We start from the raw sequence: 19318 nt of genomic DNA on the forward strand, positions 1-19318 counted from the left end.
CACCTTGAACTGTCCGAACTTTGACCCCCTTCGGACAACAAGCTCCGTAATTCACCTTAAGTTTGCTCTGTCTTGATCCCTTCTTAGCTTACGTTATAAGTTTTCTTCTTTCTCAGCTAAAAAACGCTCAATTAAATCCATCGTAAAACCTTTACGATACAGTGCTTGCTTAATCTTTTGCTGATACTCAAATCCATCAAGATGAGAATACTTTCTGTGGACCTTCTCGCCTTGAAATCGAACAGCTTCCATTTCCCTATCTACTTCTTCTGGTACTTCTGCTTCATTAACCGCAATATTGATAACTTCATAAGAATAACCTTTTCTCAGCAGTAACTGCTCAAGCTTCTGTTTTTGAACTTTAACAGAAACCTTTGCATTTTTTTGATAAAACTTCGCCGAAATTTTCAATGCCTTCTCAACCTGCTGCTCTAAAGGAAATTCCTCAAGCGCTTTTAAGAGGAAAGCCTCTGCTATCCCTTTCTCCTTTAAATCCATTTTAATCACATTTGGACCTTTATCGGTTGTATTTGCTTGGGTCCTTACAAAGGCTACAGCATATTCCTGATCATTAATATAATGTTGTACAGTTAATCTATGAATAACCTCATTAATCACCGGCTCGTCCACTTCTTTTTGGCCCAGATAATCCACAATTTCTTTTTCCGATCTCATTCGTCTGGCCAAATAATTAATAGCCAAATTATAAGCCTTGCGGATGTCATCTTGGTATTGAATTTCTAAAAAGGAGAAGTCATCAAGCTCCATTCCTTTTTTAAGTTGAAATTTAATTAAAACGTCACTATCGACACTAAAAGCAAATTCCTCACCTTTGCCTTTTCCATAATCCATAAACACGTTAAAGCGATCTTGGTTCTTCTGTTGTGTGGTGATTTTTGTAATAACGGCCATATCCTTCACCTCAAAATTACTTTACCATACGGAAGGGACCTTTTTTAAAAATATCTTTGAAAAAACCGTATCTTTTTTTTCGAACAGGTAAAAATGGAAATAAGTACATATTTAGTAATATGCATTTGCACTTAGGCTTTAAAACTTAACAAATATCGAAAGGAATGATTATAATGGGTGAAAAGAAAAAGAAGGACAGCAAATACGGAGGAAAGTATCCTTTAACCAGCATGCAAGAGGTACGCTATCAGCGTGATTTTAAGATGGCAGACCGTGCGGCTGGTTTCACGGACAAAAAAACTCGTATTTAGAAAAACATACAGAGAGTGATAATTAAATTTTTCCATTAATGTACTCCTTTCAAGCAGTAAAAACTATCTTTGAGAGCAATAATTGCTACTCACTTTAGTTTAATTTGAAAGGGGTTTTTTCATGGGCCGCGCACAAGGACAAAAGCACAATAAAGGATCACTTCCACAGGTGCCTAAAAATCTAAAAACAGATGGAAAAGATGTTGAGTATTCTTCAGAGTTCGCAGATCATGCCGATTTAGAAGCACAGGCACGAGCTAATGCTGCTAACCAACGTGTAAGAAATAGAAACAGTAAATAACTATCAGATAAAATAATGAAGCAGGGCTGCCCTTGCCCTGCTTCTTAAATAAAAGATTTATGCTATCTTGCCAAGACATGCTCCTTTTCATATTCCCCTATGATAGGGAAATACACTAGTTCTTTATTTAGTCTTGAGAGCTCGTCTATTTCTTCCCTTATTGCCTTGGCAATCCATATTCCATCTTTGACCTGATCAATCAGTTTAACAGCATGATCAGTTACATTATAAAACCCAGCTAATAGCCATGTTTCCTCTTTCTGCCCTTGTTCTGGTTGAGCAGAATTAGTTTCATTTGTTGTTAGGAATCCTTGTCTTTCAGTTCGATTCTGACAGACATAGACTAAGTCTTCGATGACTGCACTTGCAGTTGGCAGCATACCAGCCCCAGGGCCTTGAAGGGTTATTTGACCCACAATATCCGAAGAAATATTTACTGCATTCTGGACCCCTTCTACATGATATAGTGGATGTTCATTTCCAACCAGAACTGGTCCAACAGATACCTTAAGTTGATTAACTGATTTTTTTATACTGGCAATATGTTTAAACCTTAATCCAAGTTCCTCAGCTGTGTCGATTAATTCACTTGTAATTGAAGTTATCCCTATCCGTTCAACAGCATGCCAATTTGGCTCTTCGCCGAAGGCAAGCCTGCTTAGTATCATGGCTTTGTAAAAGGCATCGAAGCCTTCCACATCATTTGTCGGATCGGCCTCAGCAAAGCCGTTTTCCTGGGCTGTACGTAAAGCATGGGCAAAGGAAAGCTTTTTCTCCCGCATCTCCGTTAAAATGAAATTCGATGTTCCATTTAAAATGCCTTGAACCTGCTGAACACGATTAACATTTAATAATTGTCTTAAGGTTTGAATCACTGGTATTCCTCCAGCTACGGTTGCTTCATATCCAACCGAGACATGGTGTATTTGCGCAAGTTCAAGCAGCTCTGTTCCATAGTGGGCAAACATCTCCTTATTTGCTGTAATAATGTGACAGCCCCGCTCAATGGCCCTCTTTAGATATATGTAGGTTGGATCCTTATCAACAATGGCTTCAACTACAACATCAAGCTGTGGAAGATTAAGGATATCTGTAAATTCTGTTGTAACAAGGACATCCTTACTAATATCCCTTTTCTTCCCCTTGTTTTTGATTAGAATGGCAGCCACCTCTACTTTTTTTCCTAAAACGGCTGTCAGTTCTTCTGCATGAGATTGAATCGTCCGATAGAATCCTTCACCAACCGTGCCAAAACCAAGGATTGCCACTTTAATTACAGACATGTTGATATCCACCCTTCTACTTTCATTTGCATGATTCTTATCAGTTTTTCTAATAAATAAAGAAAAGCCCTCTTAATAAGAAGAGGGCGAATTCCTCCTCTTATCTGTCAGGTTAAATAACCTGCAGGAATTAGCACCTTTTCAAGGAATACCTTGAAGGTTGCCGGGCTTCATCGGGCCTAGTCCCTCCGCCTCTCTGGATAAGAGTCATATTTTATTTTATAAATTGCTGAGTTAAGTTATAAAAAGTATTCTAGTTTAATTATTTACAAATGTCAATATTTTCTTTCTATTTAAAAGTTGAGACGCCTTGATCAGGTAGTATGCCCCCGACGATCCCCCTGGGCTGGAGCTGGACAATTTTCAAAGTCAATTTTTATACTTCCTTAATCATAAACAAGACCCGCCGTTAAGCGAGCCATAAAATTACCTTATTATCTTTGAAGTTTCCCCTCTGCAAGCACTATTTGATGCTCTACCTGTGCTGGAGCAGTACCGCCAAAGCTGTTTCTTACTGCGACTACTTGTTCAGGAGCCAATACCTCGTAAATATCTTCTTCAAATAGAGGACTGAAGCCCTGATATTCTTCAAAACTTAAATCCAATAAAAACTTATTTGATTGAATTGCATATAGAACAATTTTTCCAATCACTTCATGGGCCTCACGAAATGGCAGACCTTTTCTAACTAAGTAATCAGCAATGTCTGTTGCATTGGAAAAATCATTATTAATTGCCTTTCGCATCACATCTTTATTGACTGTCATGGTTTCAACCATTGGGGCTAACAACTTTAATGAGCCTTCAAGCGTCTCTACTGTATCAAACATACCTTCTTTATCTTCTTGTAAATCTTTATTATAAGCAAGCGGCAGACCCTTTAGTACGGTCAACAATCCAATTAAGTTACCATATGTCCGTCCAGTCTTACCTCTCAGCAATTCCGGTACATCCGGGTTTTTCTTTTGTGGCATGATACTTGAACCGGTACAGAAAGAATCATCAAGTTCTACAAACTGAAACTCCTGACTTGACCAAATGACCAATTCCTCTGAAAATCTAGAGATATGTGTCATAATAATCGACCCGATTGACAAAAATTCTAATATAAAATCGCGATCACTTACGGCGTCCATACTATTAGGATAAATAGTTTCAAATCCTAATATTTCTGCGACTCGTTCACGATTGATGGGAAATGTTGTCCCTGCTAATGCACCTGAACCAAGTGGAAGCCAATTGATCCGTTTGAGTGAATCCATTAGTCTCTCTTTATCACGTTCAAACATCCAAAAATAGGCCATAAGGTGATGGGCAAAGGAAACGGGCTGAGCTCGCTGCAAATGAGTGTATCCGGGAATCAAAGTATGAATGTTCGCTTTTGCCTGCTCAATTAATGCCTGTTGAACATCTTCAATTAGCTTAATCAGCTCGGTTGTTTTAGTTCGTAAGTATAAATGCATATCGGTGGCCACTTGGTCATTACGGCTTCGCCCGGTATGAAGTTTCCCGCCAACTGGTCCAATTTTTTCAATCAAGAGCTTTTCAATATTCATATGAATATCTTCATCTTCAACTAAAAACTCAACCTCGCCGGCATCCACCAATTTCTTTATTGCTAAAAGGCCGTCCTTTATTTTAATAGCATCCTCGATCGGAATAATGCCGCATTCTCCCAGCATTTGGACATGAGCCATACTTCCGGCAATATCCTCTTTTGCTAACTTTTGATCAAAAGAAATCGATGCTGTAAACTCTTCTACCAGCTTATTGGTTTCTTTCGTAAAACGGCCGCCCCATAACTTAGACATTACTGGTTCCTCCTAATTATAAAAAAGACAGCCCCCGAGTGGATTCGAGGGCAATCCGGAATTATTTTAAAATGGTCTCTTTGTTATTTACTTCAGAATAAACTTTTGTTGGAAGTCCCCAAAGCTTAATAAAACCAACCGCTGCATTATGATCAAAGGCATCGCCTTTTGCATAGGTAGCTAGTTCTTCATTGTAAAGGCTGTGTGGTGATTTTCTGCCTACAACCGTGTGATTTCCTTTAAAAAGCTTAACGCGAATCGTTCCAGAAACAACCTTTTGAGTCTCATTAATAAATGCATCAAGGGCAGGTTTGATTGGAGAATACCAAAGACCTTCATAAATAATCTTTGCCATTTGCTGTTCAACCTGTGTCTTGAATTGAGTAACCTCACGAGTTAGCGTTAAAAACTCTAATTCTCTATGAGCATTAATCAAAATTAACGCAGCAGGGTTTTCATACACTTCTCTCGATTTGATCCCTACTAATCTATTTTCAATATGGTCGATGCGGCCAACCCCATGTTTGCCGCCAAGAGTATTAAGTGTCTCAATCAATTGAACAAGTGGCAGCTTTTCGCCATTAAGGGCAACAGGAACCCCTTGTTCGAATTCAATTTCAAGATATTCAGGTGCATCCGGTGTCAATTCAATCGGATTCGTCCAGTCAAACGCTGCCTCTGGTGCCTCTGCCCATGGATCCTCAAGAACTCCTGCTTCACAAGCACGTCCCCAGATATTAGCATCAATTGAAAATGGATTATCTAAATCAACTGGTATAGGAATACCGTTTTCTTCCGCATATTTAATTTCTTCATCGCGAGTCATTCCCCACTCACGAACCGGTGCAACAACCTTTAAACTAGGATTTAATGCTTGGATTGATACCTCAAAGCGGACTTGGTCGTTTCCTTTACCTGTACAGCCATGAGCAACAGCGGTTGCTCCCTCTTTTTCCGCAACCTCTACCAATAATTTAGAAATTAGCGGTCTAGATAGGGCAGAAGATAATGGGTACTTACCTTCATATAAACAATTAGCCTTTAAAGCTGGTAAAATATATTCTTTTGCTAACAATTCTTTTGCATCTATCATATATGCCTTGATGGCGCCAACTTTTAATGCTTTATTTTTAATAGCCTCTAGGTCTTTCCCTTCTCCAACATCCAACCCCAAGGCAATCACATCATAACCGTACTTTTCTTGGATCCATTTCACTGATACCGATGTATCTAAACCACCTGAGTATGCTAAAACAATCTTTTCCTTTGTCATTTTTACTCTCCTTGAACTCTCTGTGAATTTTTATTCATTTGATAGAATTATTATACAACATATTTCATAGAAAGTGAAACTATTTTGATAGTAAAAGTTTTAAAATTGCTTTTTGTGCATGCAGACGGTTTTCAGCTTCATCAAATACAACAGAATGTGGTCCATCGATAATCTCACTAGTTACTTCTTCACCGCGATGTGCCGGTAAACAATGTAAAAAGATAAAATCGTTATTCGCATTGCTGCATAATTCCTCATTGACTTGAAAACCTTGGAATGCCTTTAAACGAATATCAGTTTCTTCTTCCTGACCCATACTGGTCCAAACATCTGTCACCACAACATCAGCATCTTTTATGGCTTCATAAGGATTATTTGTAATTATAACGGAAGACCCTGTTTGTTTTCCTGCTTCGATAGCCCTTTCCGTAATTTCCTCATTAGGCAGATAGCCCGCAGGACTGGCAATACTGATATTCATTCCGACCTTCACGGCACCTTCCATTAAGGAATGGGCCATATTATTATTACCATCACCAATATAGCAAAGCTTTAAACCGGCCAGCTTTCCTTTATGTTCTAGTATGGTTAACAAATCAGCCAGTACCTGGGTCGGGTGCTGCAGGTCTGTTAACCCATTTATGACAGGTACTGTTGCATGTGCGGCTAACTCCTCAACCGATTCATGTGAGAATGTCCGTATCATAATTCCGTCAACATAGCGTGACAAAACCTTGGCGGTGTCCGAAATGCTCTCGCCACGGCCGAGCTGAATATCCCTTGAGCTTAAAAAGATTGCATGTCCCCCTAACTGCAGCATCCCTACTTCAAAGGAAACCCTTGTACGGGTCGAGGATTTTTCAAAAATCATTCCTAATACCTTTCCGTTTAAGTAAGGATAAGGTTTACCTTCTTTTTGCTGTTTTTTTAATTCGACGGCTTCATTAAGTAAATATAAGATTTGGCCGGAACTAAAATCATCCAGCTGTAAAAAATCCTGTCCCTTAAATTGCAGGTTCTCCCCGATGCTTTTATCGTCCGTATTAATTGCTTCCAACATGAGTAGCACCTTCTTTCTCGAGTTTGTAATACTCGCTAACCGTCCTTACCTCTGAATTAGCTCCGAGCATCTTTTCCACGCTTAATGTGGTCTCAATTGTATCAAGATGTGTGAATACCGGTACCTTATAGCGGACTGCATACTCGCGCATCTGGAAACCAAACTTGTTTTTGTTCCGACCTTGGTTCGGTATATTTATAACAGCCTGAATCGGCTTGTTCCGGAAGATATCATTTAAATCCTTTTCATCCTTAACGACTAGGTCTACGGTAAAGCCATTCAATGTTAAGAACAAAGCGGTTCCTTCTGTTGCAGCCAGTTTGTAATTTTCTTTTACGATTTCTTGTAAAATGGCAAGACTTTCTGTTTTTTCTCTATCAGAAATCGAACAAAGAATATAATTTTCTTCCTTATTTCCATTAATTAAAGGAATGGATTTTTGCAGTGCTTGCTGAAAGTTAGTTCCAATTCCAAGTACTTCCCCAGTTGACTTCATTTCCGGCCCAAGTACATGATCGACTCCCTTAAGCTTACTGGACGAGAAAACAGGAGTTTTTACTGAATAGTAAATAGGTTCAGATAGTAAACCTAATTCTTGGCTCAATTCTGTTAAAGAATCACCTAATTGAACATATGTTGCCCACTCAATCATTGGAACGCCGGTCACCTTACTAATAATTGGCACGGTCCGTGAAGAGCGCGGATTAACTTCTAAGACATAAACCGTATCGTCATAACTAACAAATTGGATATTCATAATGCCGATAACAGGAGCTGACTTTGCAATCCTGCCTGCATAATCGATTAACGTTTCTTTTATTTTGTTAGATAAAGAGATTGGCGGAAACACGGTAATGCTGTCTCCAGAGTGCACACCAGCCTTCTCAATATGTTCAAAGATTCCAGGTACGACAATATTTTCTCCATCACAAATGACATCAATTTCACATTCCTGGCCTGGTAAAAACTTATCTACTAATAATGGCCACATCTCAGCATTTGAATTTTCTTCAAGCTGAGTAATGTACTGAGCTAGCTCGCTCTCTGAAAAAATCGTAAACATGGATTGCCCGCCGATTACATAGGATGGGCGAACAAGCACCGGATAACCTAAGGCTGCAGCTGCTTCCATTAATTCCTCTGGCTGTGAAGCTGTTTTTCCTTCAATATGAGGAATAGCTAAATCATCCAGGAGTTGATAAAATTCTTTTCGGTCTTCTAGACGGTCAACATTTTGAACTGTTGTCCCTAAAATTTTAATTCCCTCTTCTTCTAAATCATGGGCAAGATTAATAGCTGTCTGCCCGCCAAACTGGATTAACACGCCATCCACTTTTTCTTTCTCAATTACATGGATAACATCCTCGGCAGCAAGTGGTTCAAAATACAAGCGGTCAGCAACCGAATAGTCTGTACTCACTGTTTCCGGGTTATTATTGATTACAACTGCTTCATAGCCTTTTTTCTTAATTGCTTTAGCAGCGTGGACTGAGCAATAATCAAATTCAATTCCTTGACCAATTCGAATTGGACCTGATCCGATTACTAGAATCTTTTTCTTGTCGGTGACCTCAACTTCATCGCTGCCATGCCAAGTGGAATAGTAGTAAGGAGTAACGGCATCGAATTCAGCAGAACACGTATCTACCATTTTGTAGCCTGGAAGCATTTGTTGCTCTTTCCACTTAAGTCTTACTTGTTTTTCCGGGATTTGAAACATTTGCGCTAATAACTTGTCAGAGACGTTGTTTCGTTTGGCCCTTTTAAGCAAGTCAATTGGAACCGTGTCCCATTGGCAGGAAGCTAATTCCTTTTCTAACGCAACGATTGAACTAATTTTGTGTAAAAACCACGGGTCAATCTCAGTCAGTTGTTGGACTTTCGGAAGAGAGTGACCTCTTCTAAATGCTTCGGCAATGACAAAAAGCCGCTTGTCATTCGCTATTTCAAGCAATTCAAACAATGAAGACTCTTTTAATGACTCATAAGCTGTTTGACATAGACCGTATACATTCATTTCCATGGACCGAATAGCCTTGTTTAAGGCTCCTTCAAATGTTCGGTCTATTGCCATTACTTCCCCGGTTGCTTTCATTTGTGTCCCTAAGGTTCTGTCTGCTTCAGGGAATTTATCAAATGGAAAACGAGGCAGTTTCACCACAATATAATCAATCGCTGGCTCAAAAGAAGCAAAGGTATTACCTGTTATTGGGTTCACAATCTCATCAAGATGGTAACCAATCGCACACTTTGCCGCCATCCTTGCGATCGGATATCCGGTTGCTTTAGAAGCCAACGCTGATGAACGGCTTACCCTTGGATTTACCTCAATAATATAGTATTGATTTGATTCGGGATGCAAAGCTAACTGAATATTACATCCACCAATAATCTTTAATTCTCTTATTACTTTTATCGAAACGTCGCGAAGCATTTGATATTGAACATCTGTTAATGTTTGTGATGGAGCCACAACAATGGAATCGCCAGTGTGAACGCCGACTGGATCCATATTTTCCATATTACAAACAATGATGCACGTATCATTTGCATCTCTCATTACCTCATATTCAATTTCCTTCCAGCCCTTAATGCTCTTTTCCACTAAAACTTGATGAATAGGACTCGCTGCTAACCCTTTTTTTAGTACATTTTCAAGTTCCTCATCGTTGTAGGCAAAACCTCCACCCTCTCCTCCTAATGTATAGGCTGGGCGGATGATGACAGGAAACCCGATCTTTTGAACAAACTGAACTCCTTCTTCATAACTGTGAATGATTTCAGATTCTGGGACTGGTTCACCAATTTCAATCATTAAGTTACGGAACTTCTCGCGGTCCTCTCCATTTTTAATGGATGCTACCGAAGTCCCTAAAAGTTCAACATTGTATTTCTCTAAAATTTTCTGTTCAAATAGCTGAACGGTTAAATTCAATCCAGTTTGGCCGCCAAGGGTACCAATTACCCCATCCGGTTTCTCCTTCTGGATAATCTTCTCAATCGTTTCTACATTTAATGGTTCAATATATACCTTATCTGCCACCGCTTCATCTGTCATTATAGTGGCTGGGTTGTTATTAATGAGAACAACTTCAATTCCTTCTTCTTTTAAGGCGATACACGCCTGTGTGCCGGCATAATCAAATTCTGCTGCCTGCCCAATCACAATTGGTCCTGAACCAATAACAAGTACTTTTTTTAGATTTTTATTTAACGGCATATATGTTCTCTCCCAATGATGCAATCTGACTCACAAAATCTTTAAAAATATATTCCGTGTCGCTTGGACCGGGATGTGCCTCCGGATGAAATTGAACGGTTTGAATTGGGTACAATTTATGTTGCAGTCCTTCAATTGATTGGTCATTTATATTTCGGTAGGTAACATTAAATACCTTTTGATCAATACTCTCATCAAGCACAACATAGCTATGATTTTGTGCGGTTATTTTTACCTTTCCAGTGTTCAGTTCTTTAACTGGATGGTTTCCGCCTCTATGTCCGTAGGCAAGTTTGCTTGTTTTTGCCCCATATGACAAAGCAATTAACTGATGTCCCAGGCATATTCCGAGAGTTGGATAGGTTTGTGTTATTTTTTTTATTTCTGGAAACCATGCTTTTAACTGCATTGGATCTCCAGGCCCATTACTCAATAAAATACCATCTGGATTTAAGGATTTTATTTTTTCGAATGTGGTGGTATAAGGAACAATCGTTACTGAACAGTTCTCTTCTAACAGAGCATGAAGAATAGACTTTTTATAGCCGAAATCCATTAGGACTACGTGTGGACCATTATTTTTGAAATATTGAATTTTTTTAGTAGAAACTTTATCCACCCACATTGTCGTTTTTGAATCGTTCGGAACAATATTTTTCTTTTCCTTTCCTAAATACCCTTTTACCGTACCACGGCTTCGAATGGTTTTGACAAGTCGTCTTGTGTCCACCCCGGCAAGCCCGGGTACTCCTGCAAACTTCAGCTTTTCTGAAAATTTATTAATAGATTGGTAATGACTTGGCTCTTCACATAAATCACTAATGACAACACCTGCTAATGCTGGAGAAATGCTTTCATCATCCAATGCATTGACTCCATAGTTTCCAATAATCGGATAGCAGAAGGTAATAATTTGCCCGGCATATGATGGGTCTGTGATAATCTCCTGATACCCAGTCATACTTGTATTAAAAACAACTTCGCCTAGAGAGTCCTTATCCGCCCCAATTAGGACGCCTTCAAATATTTCTCCTGTTTCCAAAGTAAGATAACCCTTTTCCAAAATTGTCACTCGCCTTTCTCAATACTTTGGAATGTTTTTTCCAATGCTTCTATAAATTTATTTATTTCTTCTTTCGTTACGGTTAATGGAGGTAAAATACGGACGACATTAGGTCCGGCAGTTAAAATAAGGAGTTGATTGGAAATTGCTTCTTGAACAATTTCTAATGCATTTGTATCGACAACTAATCCTTTTAACAGCCCTTTACCGCGAATTTCTTTTATAAAAGAGTATTTCTGATTTAAAAGGTACAGCTGCTGATCAAGATAATCTATTGCTTCCTTTGTCTGCTCAAGTAAATTACTTTCAATAATATGGGTCACAGTCGCAAGTCCCGCTGCAGTTGCCAGTGGGTTTCCGCCAAAGGTACTCCCATGGCTGCCCGGTTCAAAACCTTTTGCTGCCTCTTCTTTGGCAATGATCGCTCCAATTGGAAATCCGGAACCCAACCCTTTGGCAATACTGATGACATCTGGTTCGATAGAATATTGTTCATAGGCAAAGAATGTTCCTGTTCGGCCTATTCCTGTTTGGATTTCATCCACCATCAGCAGAATATCGTTTTCCTTACAAATCTGTGCTAATTTTGTTACCCATAGCTGATTTGCTGGAATAACCCCGCCTTCACCTTGGACAAGCTCTAGTAATACTGCTGCAGGTTTAATAGTAACAAGCTGTTCTAACGCAGTCTCGTCATTATATGGAAGGTAACTGAATCCTGGCATAAGCGGTGCAAAGCCGTTTTGGATTTTCTCTTGTCCTGTTGCTGTCAAGGTAGCTAAAGTTCTCCCATGGAAGGACTGCCCAAAGGTGACAACCTCAGAAGAACTGCTTCCTTTTACTTTATTTGCATATCTTCTTGCCAGTTTAATAGCGGCTTCATTCGCTTCAGCGCCACTATTGCAGAAAAAAACCTGATCACCGCAGCTAATAGCGGTTAGCAATGCAGCAAGCTGCTGCTGATTAGGAATGTTATATAGATTGGAGCAATGCCACAAATTTTGTAATTGTTCCTCCAGCTTTTCCTTAACTGGGTCGGGAACATGCCCTAAGTTACATGTAGCAATACCTGAAGTGAAATCTAAAAATTGGTTCCCTTGATCGTCCCACACGTAACTTCCTTTCCCCTTAACTAATGTGATAGGGAATCGGCTGTATGTTGCCATTACTGGTGTGGTCAGGGAGATGGAAGTATCGTTTACCATTACGCAATCTCCTCTTCTAAGACTATTTTTGTACCAACGCATTTGCCGTTTGAATAATCTAGCAGACTATTTTTTTCAAAACCGTTAATGATTCCAACCTCTGGTATGTTATGAACAAGGCCGTCAATCGCGGCTTGAACCTTTGGAATCATTCCTCCATAAATGGTTTCGTCTTCGATCATCTGTTCAATAATGGCTTTTGAGACCTTATCAAGCTTAGTTTTTACTCCATCATGATCCACCAAGATACCAGGAATATCACTGATGAAACACAGGTTGGCTTCTAATGATTTTGCAATGGCAGAGGCAGCAATATCACCATTTATATTGTAACGCTGCCCACTTGCATCAATACCAACCGGAGAAATAACCGGGATAAATCCCTGGTCAATGATACCCTCGATGATGCTGTGATTAACTTCGACTACCTCTCCAACAAAACCTAACGTTTTCGCATTAGTTGTCGGAGCTGCCTTTAACAGGCCGCCATCAACACCGCTAATACCGACAGCCTTTCCTCCAACTTCGACAAGGTTTCTAACTACTTGTTTATTAACCGATCCGCTTAAAACCATTTCAACTACGTCTAACACTTGGTGATCGGTTACTCTAAGTCCATTTACGAATTTAGTTTCCACATTTAAGCTTCTTAATAATGATGTAATTAGCGGGCCTCCGCCATGAACGATTATCGGTGTCCACTCACTGGATGCATGCATCTTTACGATGTCTTCATAAAAGGATCTTGGCAGATTTTCTAACACACTTCCGCCACACTTAATGACTAAATATTTCATTGTTGTCCTCCCTTAAGTACGGTAGGATGCATTGATTTTTACATAGTCATAAGTAAGATCGCATCCCCAGGCCGTTGCACTGTATTCACCTTGATTTAAATCTACATGTATAACAACATTCTCTTGTTCCAAGTAGCCTTTTACTTCCTCTTCAACGATTGGACACGGTAAACCTTTTTCAAACACTTTATATTGACCGATTGAGACCTCTAATAACTGGGGTTCAATTGGCACCCCACTGTATCCCGCTGCTGTGACAATACGTCCCCAGTTAGGATCGGTGCCATATATAGCCGTTTTGACAAGGTTTGAGGAAATGATTGACTTACCGACTGTTTTAGCTTCATCTGTGCTGAAGGCTCCACTTACTTGGACTTCAACAAGCTTGGTTGCTCCTTCACCGTCTCTAGCAATTTTTTTGGCAAGTTCTTTACACACAATCCCTAATGCGGTGACGAAGCTTCCCCAATCAGGATGTTCTTTTGTTAACTGTTCATTGCCAGCTAACCCATTTGCCATCACAAGCACCATGTCATTGGTACTTGTATCCCCATCAACTGTAATCATGTTAAATGTTTGGTTGGTTACGTCCTTAAGCGCGAATAACAAATCATCTTGGGCGACGTTAGCATCAGTTGTTACAAAACCGAGCATTGTTGCCATATTCGGATGGATCATCCCTGAACCTTTGGCAGCACCGCCGATTGAAATGGTATGCCCATCTATTTTTATTTGAACACCGATTTGTTTGATACATGTATCAGTTGTTAAAATGGATTGTTTAAAATTTTCTTCTTGTTCAAATTCAGATTGCAGGATTTGTTTAATTCCCGCATTAATACATTCCATTGGCATCAGTTCCCCTATTACTCCCGTTGATGTAACGGCAACTAGATGTGGTTGGATCCCTAACTCGTCTGCGAATCTTTTTTGCATCTCTGCTGCATCTAGTAAACCCTGCTCGCCTGTACAGGCATTGGCGTTCCCAGAGTTCACAAGGATTGCTTGAATTTTATTTTCTTTTGCGATACTTTCTTGCGTTAGAATTAGTGGTGCCGCCTGGAAAATATTAGTCGTATAAACACCCGCTACAGCGGCCGGTACTTCCGAGACGATATATCCCAAATCCAAGCGCTTCTTCTTAATCCCGCAATGCATACCGCCTGCTTTATATCCCTTTGGTAAGGTTATACTCTCATTTTCAAGTACAACAATTTTGTTGGTAGATGTGGCTTGTGTCAATTTGTTTTTCCCCCTTAGTGGTCCCTTGCAATTAACAGGGCTATTTAACTAGTAAATTATTAGTTTTAAATTATGGATACATTGGTATATCGGTGAGCCCAGTTTGTTCCTCCCAGCCGTTCATTAGATTGGCGTTCTGAATCGCTTGACCAGCAGCCCCTTTTACTAAGTTGTCGATGACTGAGATGATTGTTAACCGATTGGTCCGTTCATCCACATGCAAACCAATATCACAAAAATTTGATCCCATTACTTCTTTTGTTGCAGGTATATTTCCTTCCGGCCGTACTCTTATAAAATGAGATTCTTGATAAAATTGTTTATATAAATCAATAACTTTTTGGGTTGAAATTTTTTCTTTTAGATTCACGTACATCGTACACATAATTCCTCTTGTCATTGGAACAAGATGTGTTGTAAAGGTAACCGTTGTCCGTTTTCCACTCTCATCTGTGAGAACTTGTTCTATTTCAGGTATATGTTGATGTTTACCTAGTTTGTAAGCTTTAAAGTTTTCATTCATTTCCGAGTAATGGGATGTTAGTGATACCCCTCTACCGGCACCTGATACCCCGGATTTAGCATCGATAATAATGAAATTCTCATCCGCTAATTCGGACTTCATAATTGGTAAAAGTCCAAGATTGGTTGCGGTGGGATAGCAGCCCGGATTAGCAATTAAGGTTGAGTTCTTGATTTCCTCTTTATAGATCTCACTCAAACCGTAGACTGCCTGTTTTAAGTACTTATCCTCTGCTGGGGAGTGCCGATACCAGGTTTCATATTCTTCAGCTGATCTCAGCCGGAAATCCCCGGAAAGGTCAATACACTTTATTCCCTGATCCAGCAGCTGTGGTACAAGTTTGCTGCTTACTCCTGAAGGGGTAGCAAGGAAAACAATGTCATTTTCTTCACTTAATCTATTAGCATCAAATGTTTCTAGAGGTTGAACAACCACATCAGAAAGATGTGGATACACATCGCTAAAATTAACCCCAGCTTGGGAATTAGATACCACTGAACCAATCTCCAAGTATGGGTGCTTATTAATTAACCTGACTAATTCAATTGATCCATAACCAGTTCCGCCGATAATCGCAGCTTTCATTTCTTCAACTCCCAAGTCACTTTCATAATGTATTATTATACATATAGATATATAATTATTCAACAAGTAATTAGTCTTATTTTTTATTTTCGCTGAAAATTACCGCTATTTAATTTGTAAACGCTTTCACAACTTTTTGTAAGATTATACATTTTATATACACAAATAAGTAACCCACTATCTTTATACCTTATCTTAAAAAAAGCTCCAGCTTATGCTGGAACTTCACAAATATTTCATACAATGAGATTTGTTTTATAGACTCGTATGGAGCAAATTCAGTACGTTTCGCAGTTCCGTAACCGATACCTGTCCCGGAGCAGAAGCCTTCTTAGCGGCTCCAAAAGTAAGAGCCGAGCCAAATAATTCTCCGGCTAAGCGGCTAATAACTCCCTTTCCTGCCATGGACATAGTAATAATCGGTCTGTCAGCGTACTGTTCATTCATTGTAGATGTGGCCTCAAGCAATGTCAGTACATCAGCTGTACTAGCAGGCATTACAGCTATCTTTGGCAGATCCCCGCCTAATTCCTGCGCTCTACGCAATCGCGAAATAATCTCCTCTTTTGCCGGGGTCGCCTGAAAATCATGGTTAGAAATAATAACATAAACGTTTTGAGAATGAGCAGATTCTATTAATGCTTTAACATCATTTTCATCATTAAATAACTCCACATCAACGATATCGACCAGGCCGGTTTCAGCAATAGCTTTATTTAACTCAAAGTAGAAAGCGGTACTCACCTCTTTTTCCCCGCCCTCTTTGGCACTGCGGAAAGTAAAAACAAGAGGGATCTCTGTGAGGATTCCCCGAATCTCCCTTAAAGCCTCTTTTACCTTTTCAATTTGTTCGACATCCTCAAAGAAATCGACACGCCATTCTACTAAATCCAAATCAAGTGTGTTTAAATAGTTTGCTTCCTCTATTAGTTGAGCTAAGCTAGTCCCTACCATTGGAACACAAATTTTAGGAGTACCTTCACCAATGATAATGTTCTTGACTGTAATAGTTTTTATTCTTTTCTTAATCATGGCCTTACACCAAATTCCATTGATAACGTGTTAATAATTTGTTCTGCAATGTTATCAGCGCTTTGGTTGTCTGTACAGATTTTCAGATGATGCATTGCATAGATTTCCTGCCGATTATAGTAGAGCTCCTCCATTTCACCAATCGACTTACCATGTAAAACCGGCCGGCTGTCAACTATTAAACTGAGCCGCTCTTTCCAGCTTTCCAGGGATAAGTCCAGATGTATGACAATGCAGGAGGATAGACAAATCCTTCTTATTTCTTCCTGCAAAAAAGCACCTCCGCCGAGAGAAATTACTTTTCGCTTTTGTTCGGCTAAATCAGCAATTAGCTGTTTTTCTCGATCTCTAAAAGATTTTTCACCAATTTCCTTAAAAATTTGCGAGACCGGCATTCCATACTCTTTTTCAATTTCTTCGTCAATGTCAACAAAAGGACGAAGAAGTTTATGTGCAACAAGCTTCCCTATTGTCGTCTTTCCTACTCCCATAAAACCAATAAAAATTATACTTTTTTCACCATTATTCAAAACCTTTCATCCCCCTAAAGGCTATGAGCTTTTATTTACATCATTATAATGCTTAATTGAAAATTTAGAAACCTTGGATTATTAATGAATAAAAAAAGACCCCTATTGGAGTCTAACTTGTTTATCCATCGACCAACTCTTTTGCCTGTCACCTAGCGTTATGCCGAACTTCTCTTATTTCTAGTTCTTCATCTTCGGGTCAAGGACATCTCTAAGTCCATCACCCATTAAATTGAAACCTAACACCGTCAGCATGATGGCAACTCCTGGAAAAAATAAGGTCCAAGGGGCCAGGGTAATATAATTCTTTGAATCTGCCAGCATTTTACCCCACTCCGGTGTCGGCGCCTGTGCACCCATTCCAAGAAAGCCAAGGGCCGCTGCTTCAATAATAGATGTGGCAATCGCTAATGTTGCTTGTACAATGACTGGTGAAACACTGTTAGGTAAGATATGATGGAAAAGAATTCGAGTATCCTTCATTCCCACCGCACGTGCTGCCATAATGTATTCTTCTTGTTTAACACTTAGCACCTTTGAACGGACAAGCCGGCCAAAGTTCGGAATATTAATGACTGCAATGGCGATTAAAGCATTTTGTAAAGATGGGCCAAGAATGGCCACAACCGCTATCGCTAAGAGGATACTAGGGAAGGCAAGCATGATATCAAAAATTCGTGAAATAACAGAATCAATCCAGCGGCCATAATATCCTGCAACAATTCCTAAAATGGTACCAAATACCACTGACCCTAGGACGGAGAAGAATCCAACCCACAAGGATATCCTCGCCCCATAAACAATCCGAGAGAAGATGTCACGGCCAAAATCATCTGTACCAAACCAATGATCACCTGAAGGCGGGAGCATTCGCTCTGTTAACACTTGCTCTTTGTAACTATAGGGTGCAATAACCGGTGCTAAAATGGCAATGATGATAAAAAATGCTACAATCCCAAGACCAGCGAGGGCTAATCGGTTTTTATAAAAGGATACCCATGCTTCCTTCCATGGAGGTGTCTGCTTTTCTTCCCTTGCAGCAGGAAGGATATTAGCCGTTTTTTTTACAATTTCCGCCACTTATTAATCCCCTCCTTTATTTCGTATATTTAATTCTTGGATCAACAAAGACGTACAATAAATCCACAATTAAATTAATAAGGACAAAAATGGCAGCAATTAATAAGATGCCTGACTGAATCACTGGATAATCACGATAGCCGATTGCATCATATAAATATCGGCCAATTCCCGGCCATCCGAAAATTGTTTCGGTTAGGATGGCTCCCCCCAATAGCAAGCCTGTTTGCAATCCGATAATCGTTAGTACTGGGATAATTGCATTTTTTAAAGAATGCTTATACACGACCCAAAACATACTCAGACCTTTCGCCCTAGCGGTACGGATGTAATCTGATTTCATTATTTCAAGCATGGTGGCACGACTCATTCTGGCGATTATGGCCATTGGTATCGTAGCAAGTGCCAAACTTGGTAATATCAAATGCTTCAGTACTACAATAAATTGATCAAATCTTCCTTGTAAAAGTGTATCGATTAAATATAGATTAGTAATGGCGGAAACGGGATCTCTAACATTCTCTCTGCCTGTGGTCGGAAGCCAGCCTAAATGGATGGAAAACACCCATTGTTCCATTAAACCCAGCCAAAATATTGGCAGTGATACCCCTATTAAGGCAAGGACCATCGCTGTATAATCAAACCATGATCTCGAGAACCAGGCACTGACTATCCCTGCATTTACACCAATAATAACTGCGATAAACATAGCCACAATAGTTAATTCCGCTGTAGCCGCTAAGTAAGACCATATTTCTTCATTAATGGGACCCCTTGTCCTAAGTGATATCCCTAAATCTCCATGAAGCAATGATTTAATATAATCTATATATTGTATGTACCATGGGCGGTCTAATCCTAATTCCTTAGTTAAGGTCGCAATGGATTCTGCGGTTGCTCTTTGACCAAGAATGACTTGGGCTGGATTACCAGGAATAGCATGGATAATAGCAAAAACCACCATTGTCATCCCAATTAAAACCGGTATGAGAGAGAACACGCGGCGAACTGTGTACGTAAACAAATTTTTCACCTCTTTTGAGAATGAACTTTAGGTTACCAAAAGGGAGGGAAAATCCCTCCCCACTGT

17 protein-coding genes and 1 riboswitch are annotated in these 19318 nt (G+C 39.7%); of the genes, 2 read left to right on the plus strand and 15 right to left on the minus strand.

Features of this window, described 5'->3' with window-relative positions; all coding sequences use genetic code 11:
- Positions 1-93 precede the first annotated feature (93 nt).
- On the minus strand, positions 94-912 hold the full coding sequence (gene recX / locus V7077_RS15120) for a recombination regulator RecX (RefSeq protein ID WP_335503242.1): 819 nt from the start codon (positions 910-912) through the stop codon (positions 94-96).
- A gap of 173 nt (positions 913-1085) precedes the next feature.
- Here recX and V7077_RS15125 point away from each other — a divergent pair, with 173 nt between their 5' ends.
- Both V7077_RS15125 and V7077_RS15130 read left to right on the plus strand, forming a co-directional pair.
- A complete protein-coding gene (locus V7077_RS15125; RefSeq protein WP_335503245.1) occupies positions 1086-1223 on the plus strand; it encodes a YfhE family protein in 138 nt (45 codons plus the stop codon).
- Positions 1224-1344: 121 nt separating this feature from the next.
- Positions 1345-1524 (plus strand): YfhD family protein, encoded by a 180-nt coding sequence (locus V7077_RS15130; RefSeq protein ID WP_335503248.1) that lies wholly within the window; start codon positions 1345-1347, stop codon positions 1522-1524.
- 62 nt (positions 1525-1586) lie between these two features.
- Here V7077_RS15130 and V7077_RS15135 read toward each other — a convergent pair whose 3' ends face one another.
- The 14 genes from V7077_RS15135 to V7077_RS15200 form a co-directional block, all read right to left on the minus strand.
- Complete coding sequence (locus tag V7077_RS15135; protein ID WP_335503251.1) at positions 1587-2807, minus strand: homoserine dehydrogenase; 1221 nt, start codon at positions 2805-2807, stop codon at positions 1587-1589.
- Positions 2808-2904: 97 nt separating this feature from the next.
- Positions 2905-3014, minus strand: a riboswitch (SAM riboswitch).
- A 227-nt stretch (positions 3015-3241) separates the two neighbouring features.
- On the minus strand, positions 3242-4618 hold the full coding sequence (gene argH / locus V7077_RS15140; RefSeq protein WP_335503254.1) for an argininosuccinate lyase: 1377 nt from the start codon (positions 4616-4618) through the stop codon (positions 3242-3244).
- Between the two features lie 61 nt (positions 4619-4679).
- Complete coding sequence (locus V7077_RS15145; RefSeq protein ID WP_335503257.1) at positions 4680-5891, minus strand: argininosuccinate synthase; 1212 nt, start codon at positions 5889-5891, stop codon at positions 4680-4682.
- A 79-nt stretch (positions 5892-5970) separates the two neighbouring features.
- Positions 5971-6951: an ornithine carbamoyltransferase gene (gene argF, locus V7077_RS15150; RefSeq protein ID WP_335503260.1), complete on the minus strand. Its 981-nt coding sequence runs from the start codon at positions 6949-6951 to the stop codon at positions 5971-5973.
- Positions 6935-10171 carry a carbamoyl-phosphate synthase (glutamine-hydrolyzing) large subunit gene (gene carB / locus V7077_RS15155; RefSeq protein ID WP_335503263.1) on the minus strand — a complete coding sequence of 1079 codons (3237 nt, stop codon included), beginning with the start codon at positions 10169-10171 and terminating at the stop codon, positions 6935-6937. Before carB ends, argF begins: the two co-directional genes overlap by 17 nt.
- Positions 10158-11234: a carbamoyl phosphate synthase small subunit gene (locus V7077_RS15160; protein WP_335503514.1), complete on the minus strand. Its 1077-nt coding sequence runs from the start codon at positions 11232-11234 to the stop codon at positions 10158-10160. The genes carB and V7077_RS15160 overlap by 14 nt, the downstream gene beginning before the upstream one ends.
- 5 nt (positions 11235-11239) lie before the next feature.
- Entirely contained in the window at positions 11240-12439 is a 1200-nt protein-coding gene (locus V7077_RS15165; protein WP_335503266.1) for an acetylornithine transaminase, read from the minus strand.
- Positions 12439-13236 (minus strand): acetylglutamate kinase, encoded by a 798-nt coding sequence (gene argB / locus V7077_RS15170; protein ID WP_335503269.1) that lies wholly within the window; start codon positions 13234-13236, stop codon positions 12439-12441. Before argB ends, V7077_RS15165 begins: the two co-directional genes overlap by 1 nt.
- Before the next feature lie 12 nt (positions 13237-13248).
- Positions 13249-14478, minus strand: a complete 1230-nt coding sequence (argJ, locus tag V7077_RS15175; protein ID WP_335503271.1) for a bifunctional glutamate N-acetyltransferase/amino-acid acetyltransferase ArgJ — start codon at positions 14476-14478, stop codon at positions 13249-13251.
- 70 nt (positions 14479-14548) lie between these two features.
- The gene (argC, locus tag V7077_RS15180; protein ID WP_335503274.1) at positions 14549-15586 is read right to left on the minus strand and encodes an N-acetyl-gamma-glutamyl-phosphate reductase; all 1038 of its coding nucleotides are present in this window, start codon (positions 15584-15586) and stop codon (positions 14549-14551) included.
- Between the two features lie 255 nt (positions 15587-15841).
- Complete coding sequence (aroD, locus tag V7077_RS15185) at positions 15842-16618, minus strand: type I 3-dehydroquinate dehydratase (RefSeq protein WP_420489655.1); 777 nt, start codon at positions 16616-16618, stop codon at positions 15842-15844.
- Positions 16615-17109 (minus strand): shikimate kinase, encoded by a 495-nt coding sequence (locus V7077_RS15190; protein WP_335503519.1) that lies wholly within the window; start codon positions 17107-17109, stop codon positions 16615-16617. The genes aroD and V7077_RS15190 overlap by 4 nt, the downstream gene beginning before the upstream one ends.
- Before the next feature lie 219 nt (positions 17110-17328).
- Positions 17329-18219: an ABC transporter permease gene (locus V7077_RS15195; protein ID WP_335503522.1), complete on the minus strand. Its 891-nt coding sequence runs from the start codon at positions 18217-18219 to the stop codon at positions 17329-17331.
- A 25-nt stretch (positions 18220-18244) separates the two neighbouring features.
- Positions 18245-19252: an ABC transporter permease gene (locus V7077_RS15200; protein ID WP_335503276.1), complete on the minus strand. Its 1008-nt coding sequence runs from the start codon at positions 19250-19252 to the stop codon at positions 18245-18247.
- Between the last annotated feature and the right edge of the window lie 66 nt (positions 19253-19318).

It is taken from the genome of Neobacillus vireti, from assembly GCF_036962465.1.
In the GTDB taxonomy this organism is placed as follows: Bacteria; Bacillota; Bacilli; order Bacillales; family Cytobacillaceae; genus Neobacillus; species Neobacillus vireti_B.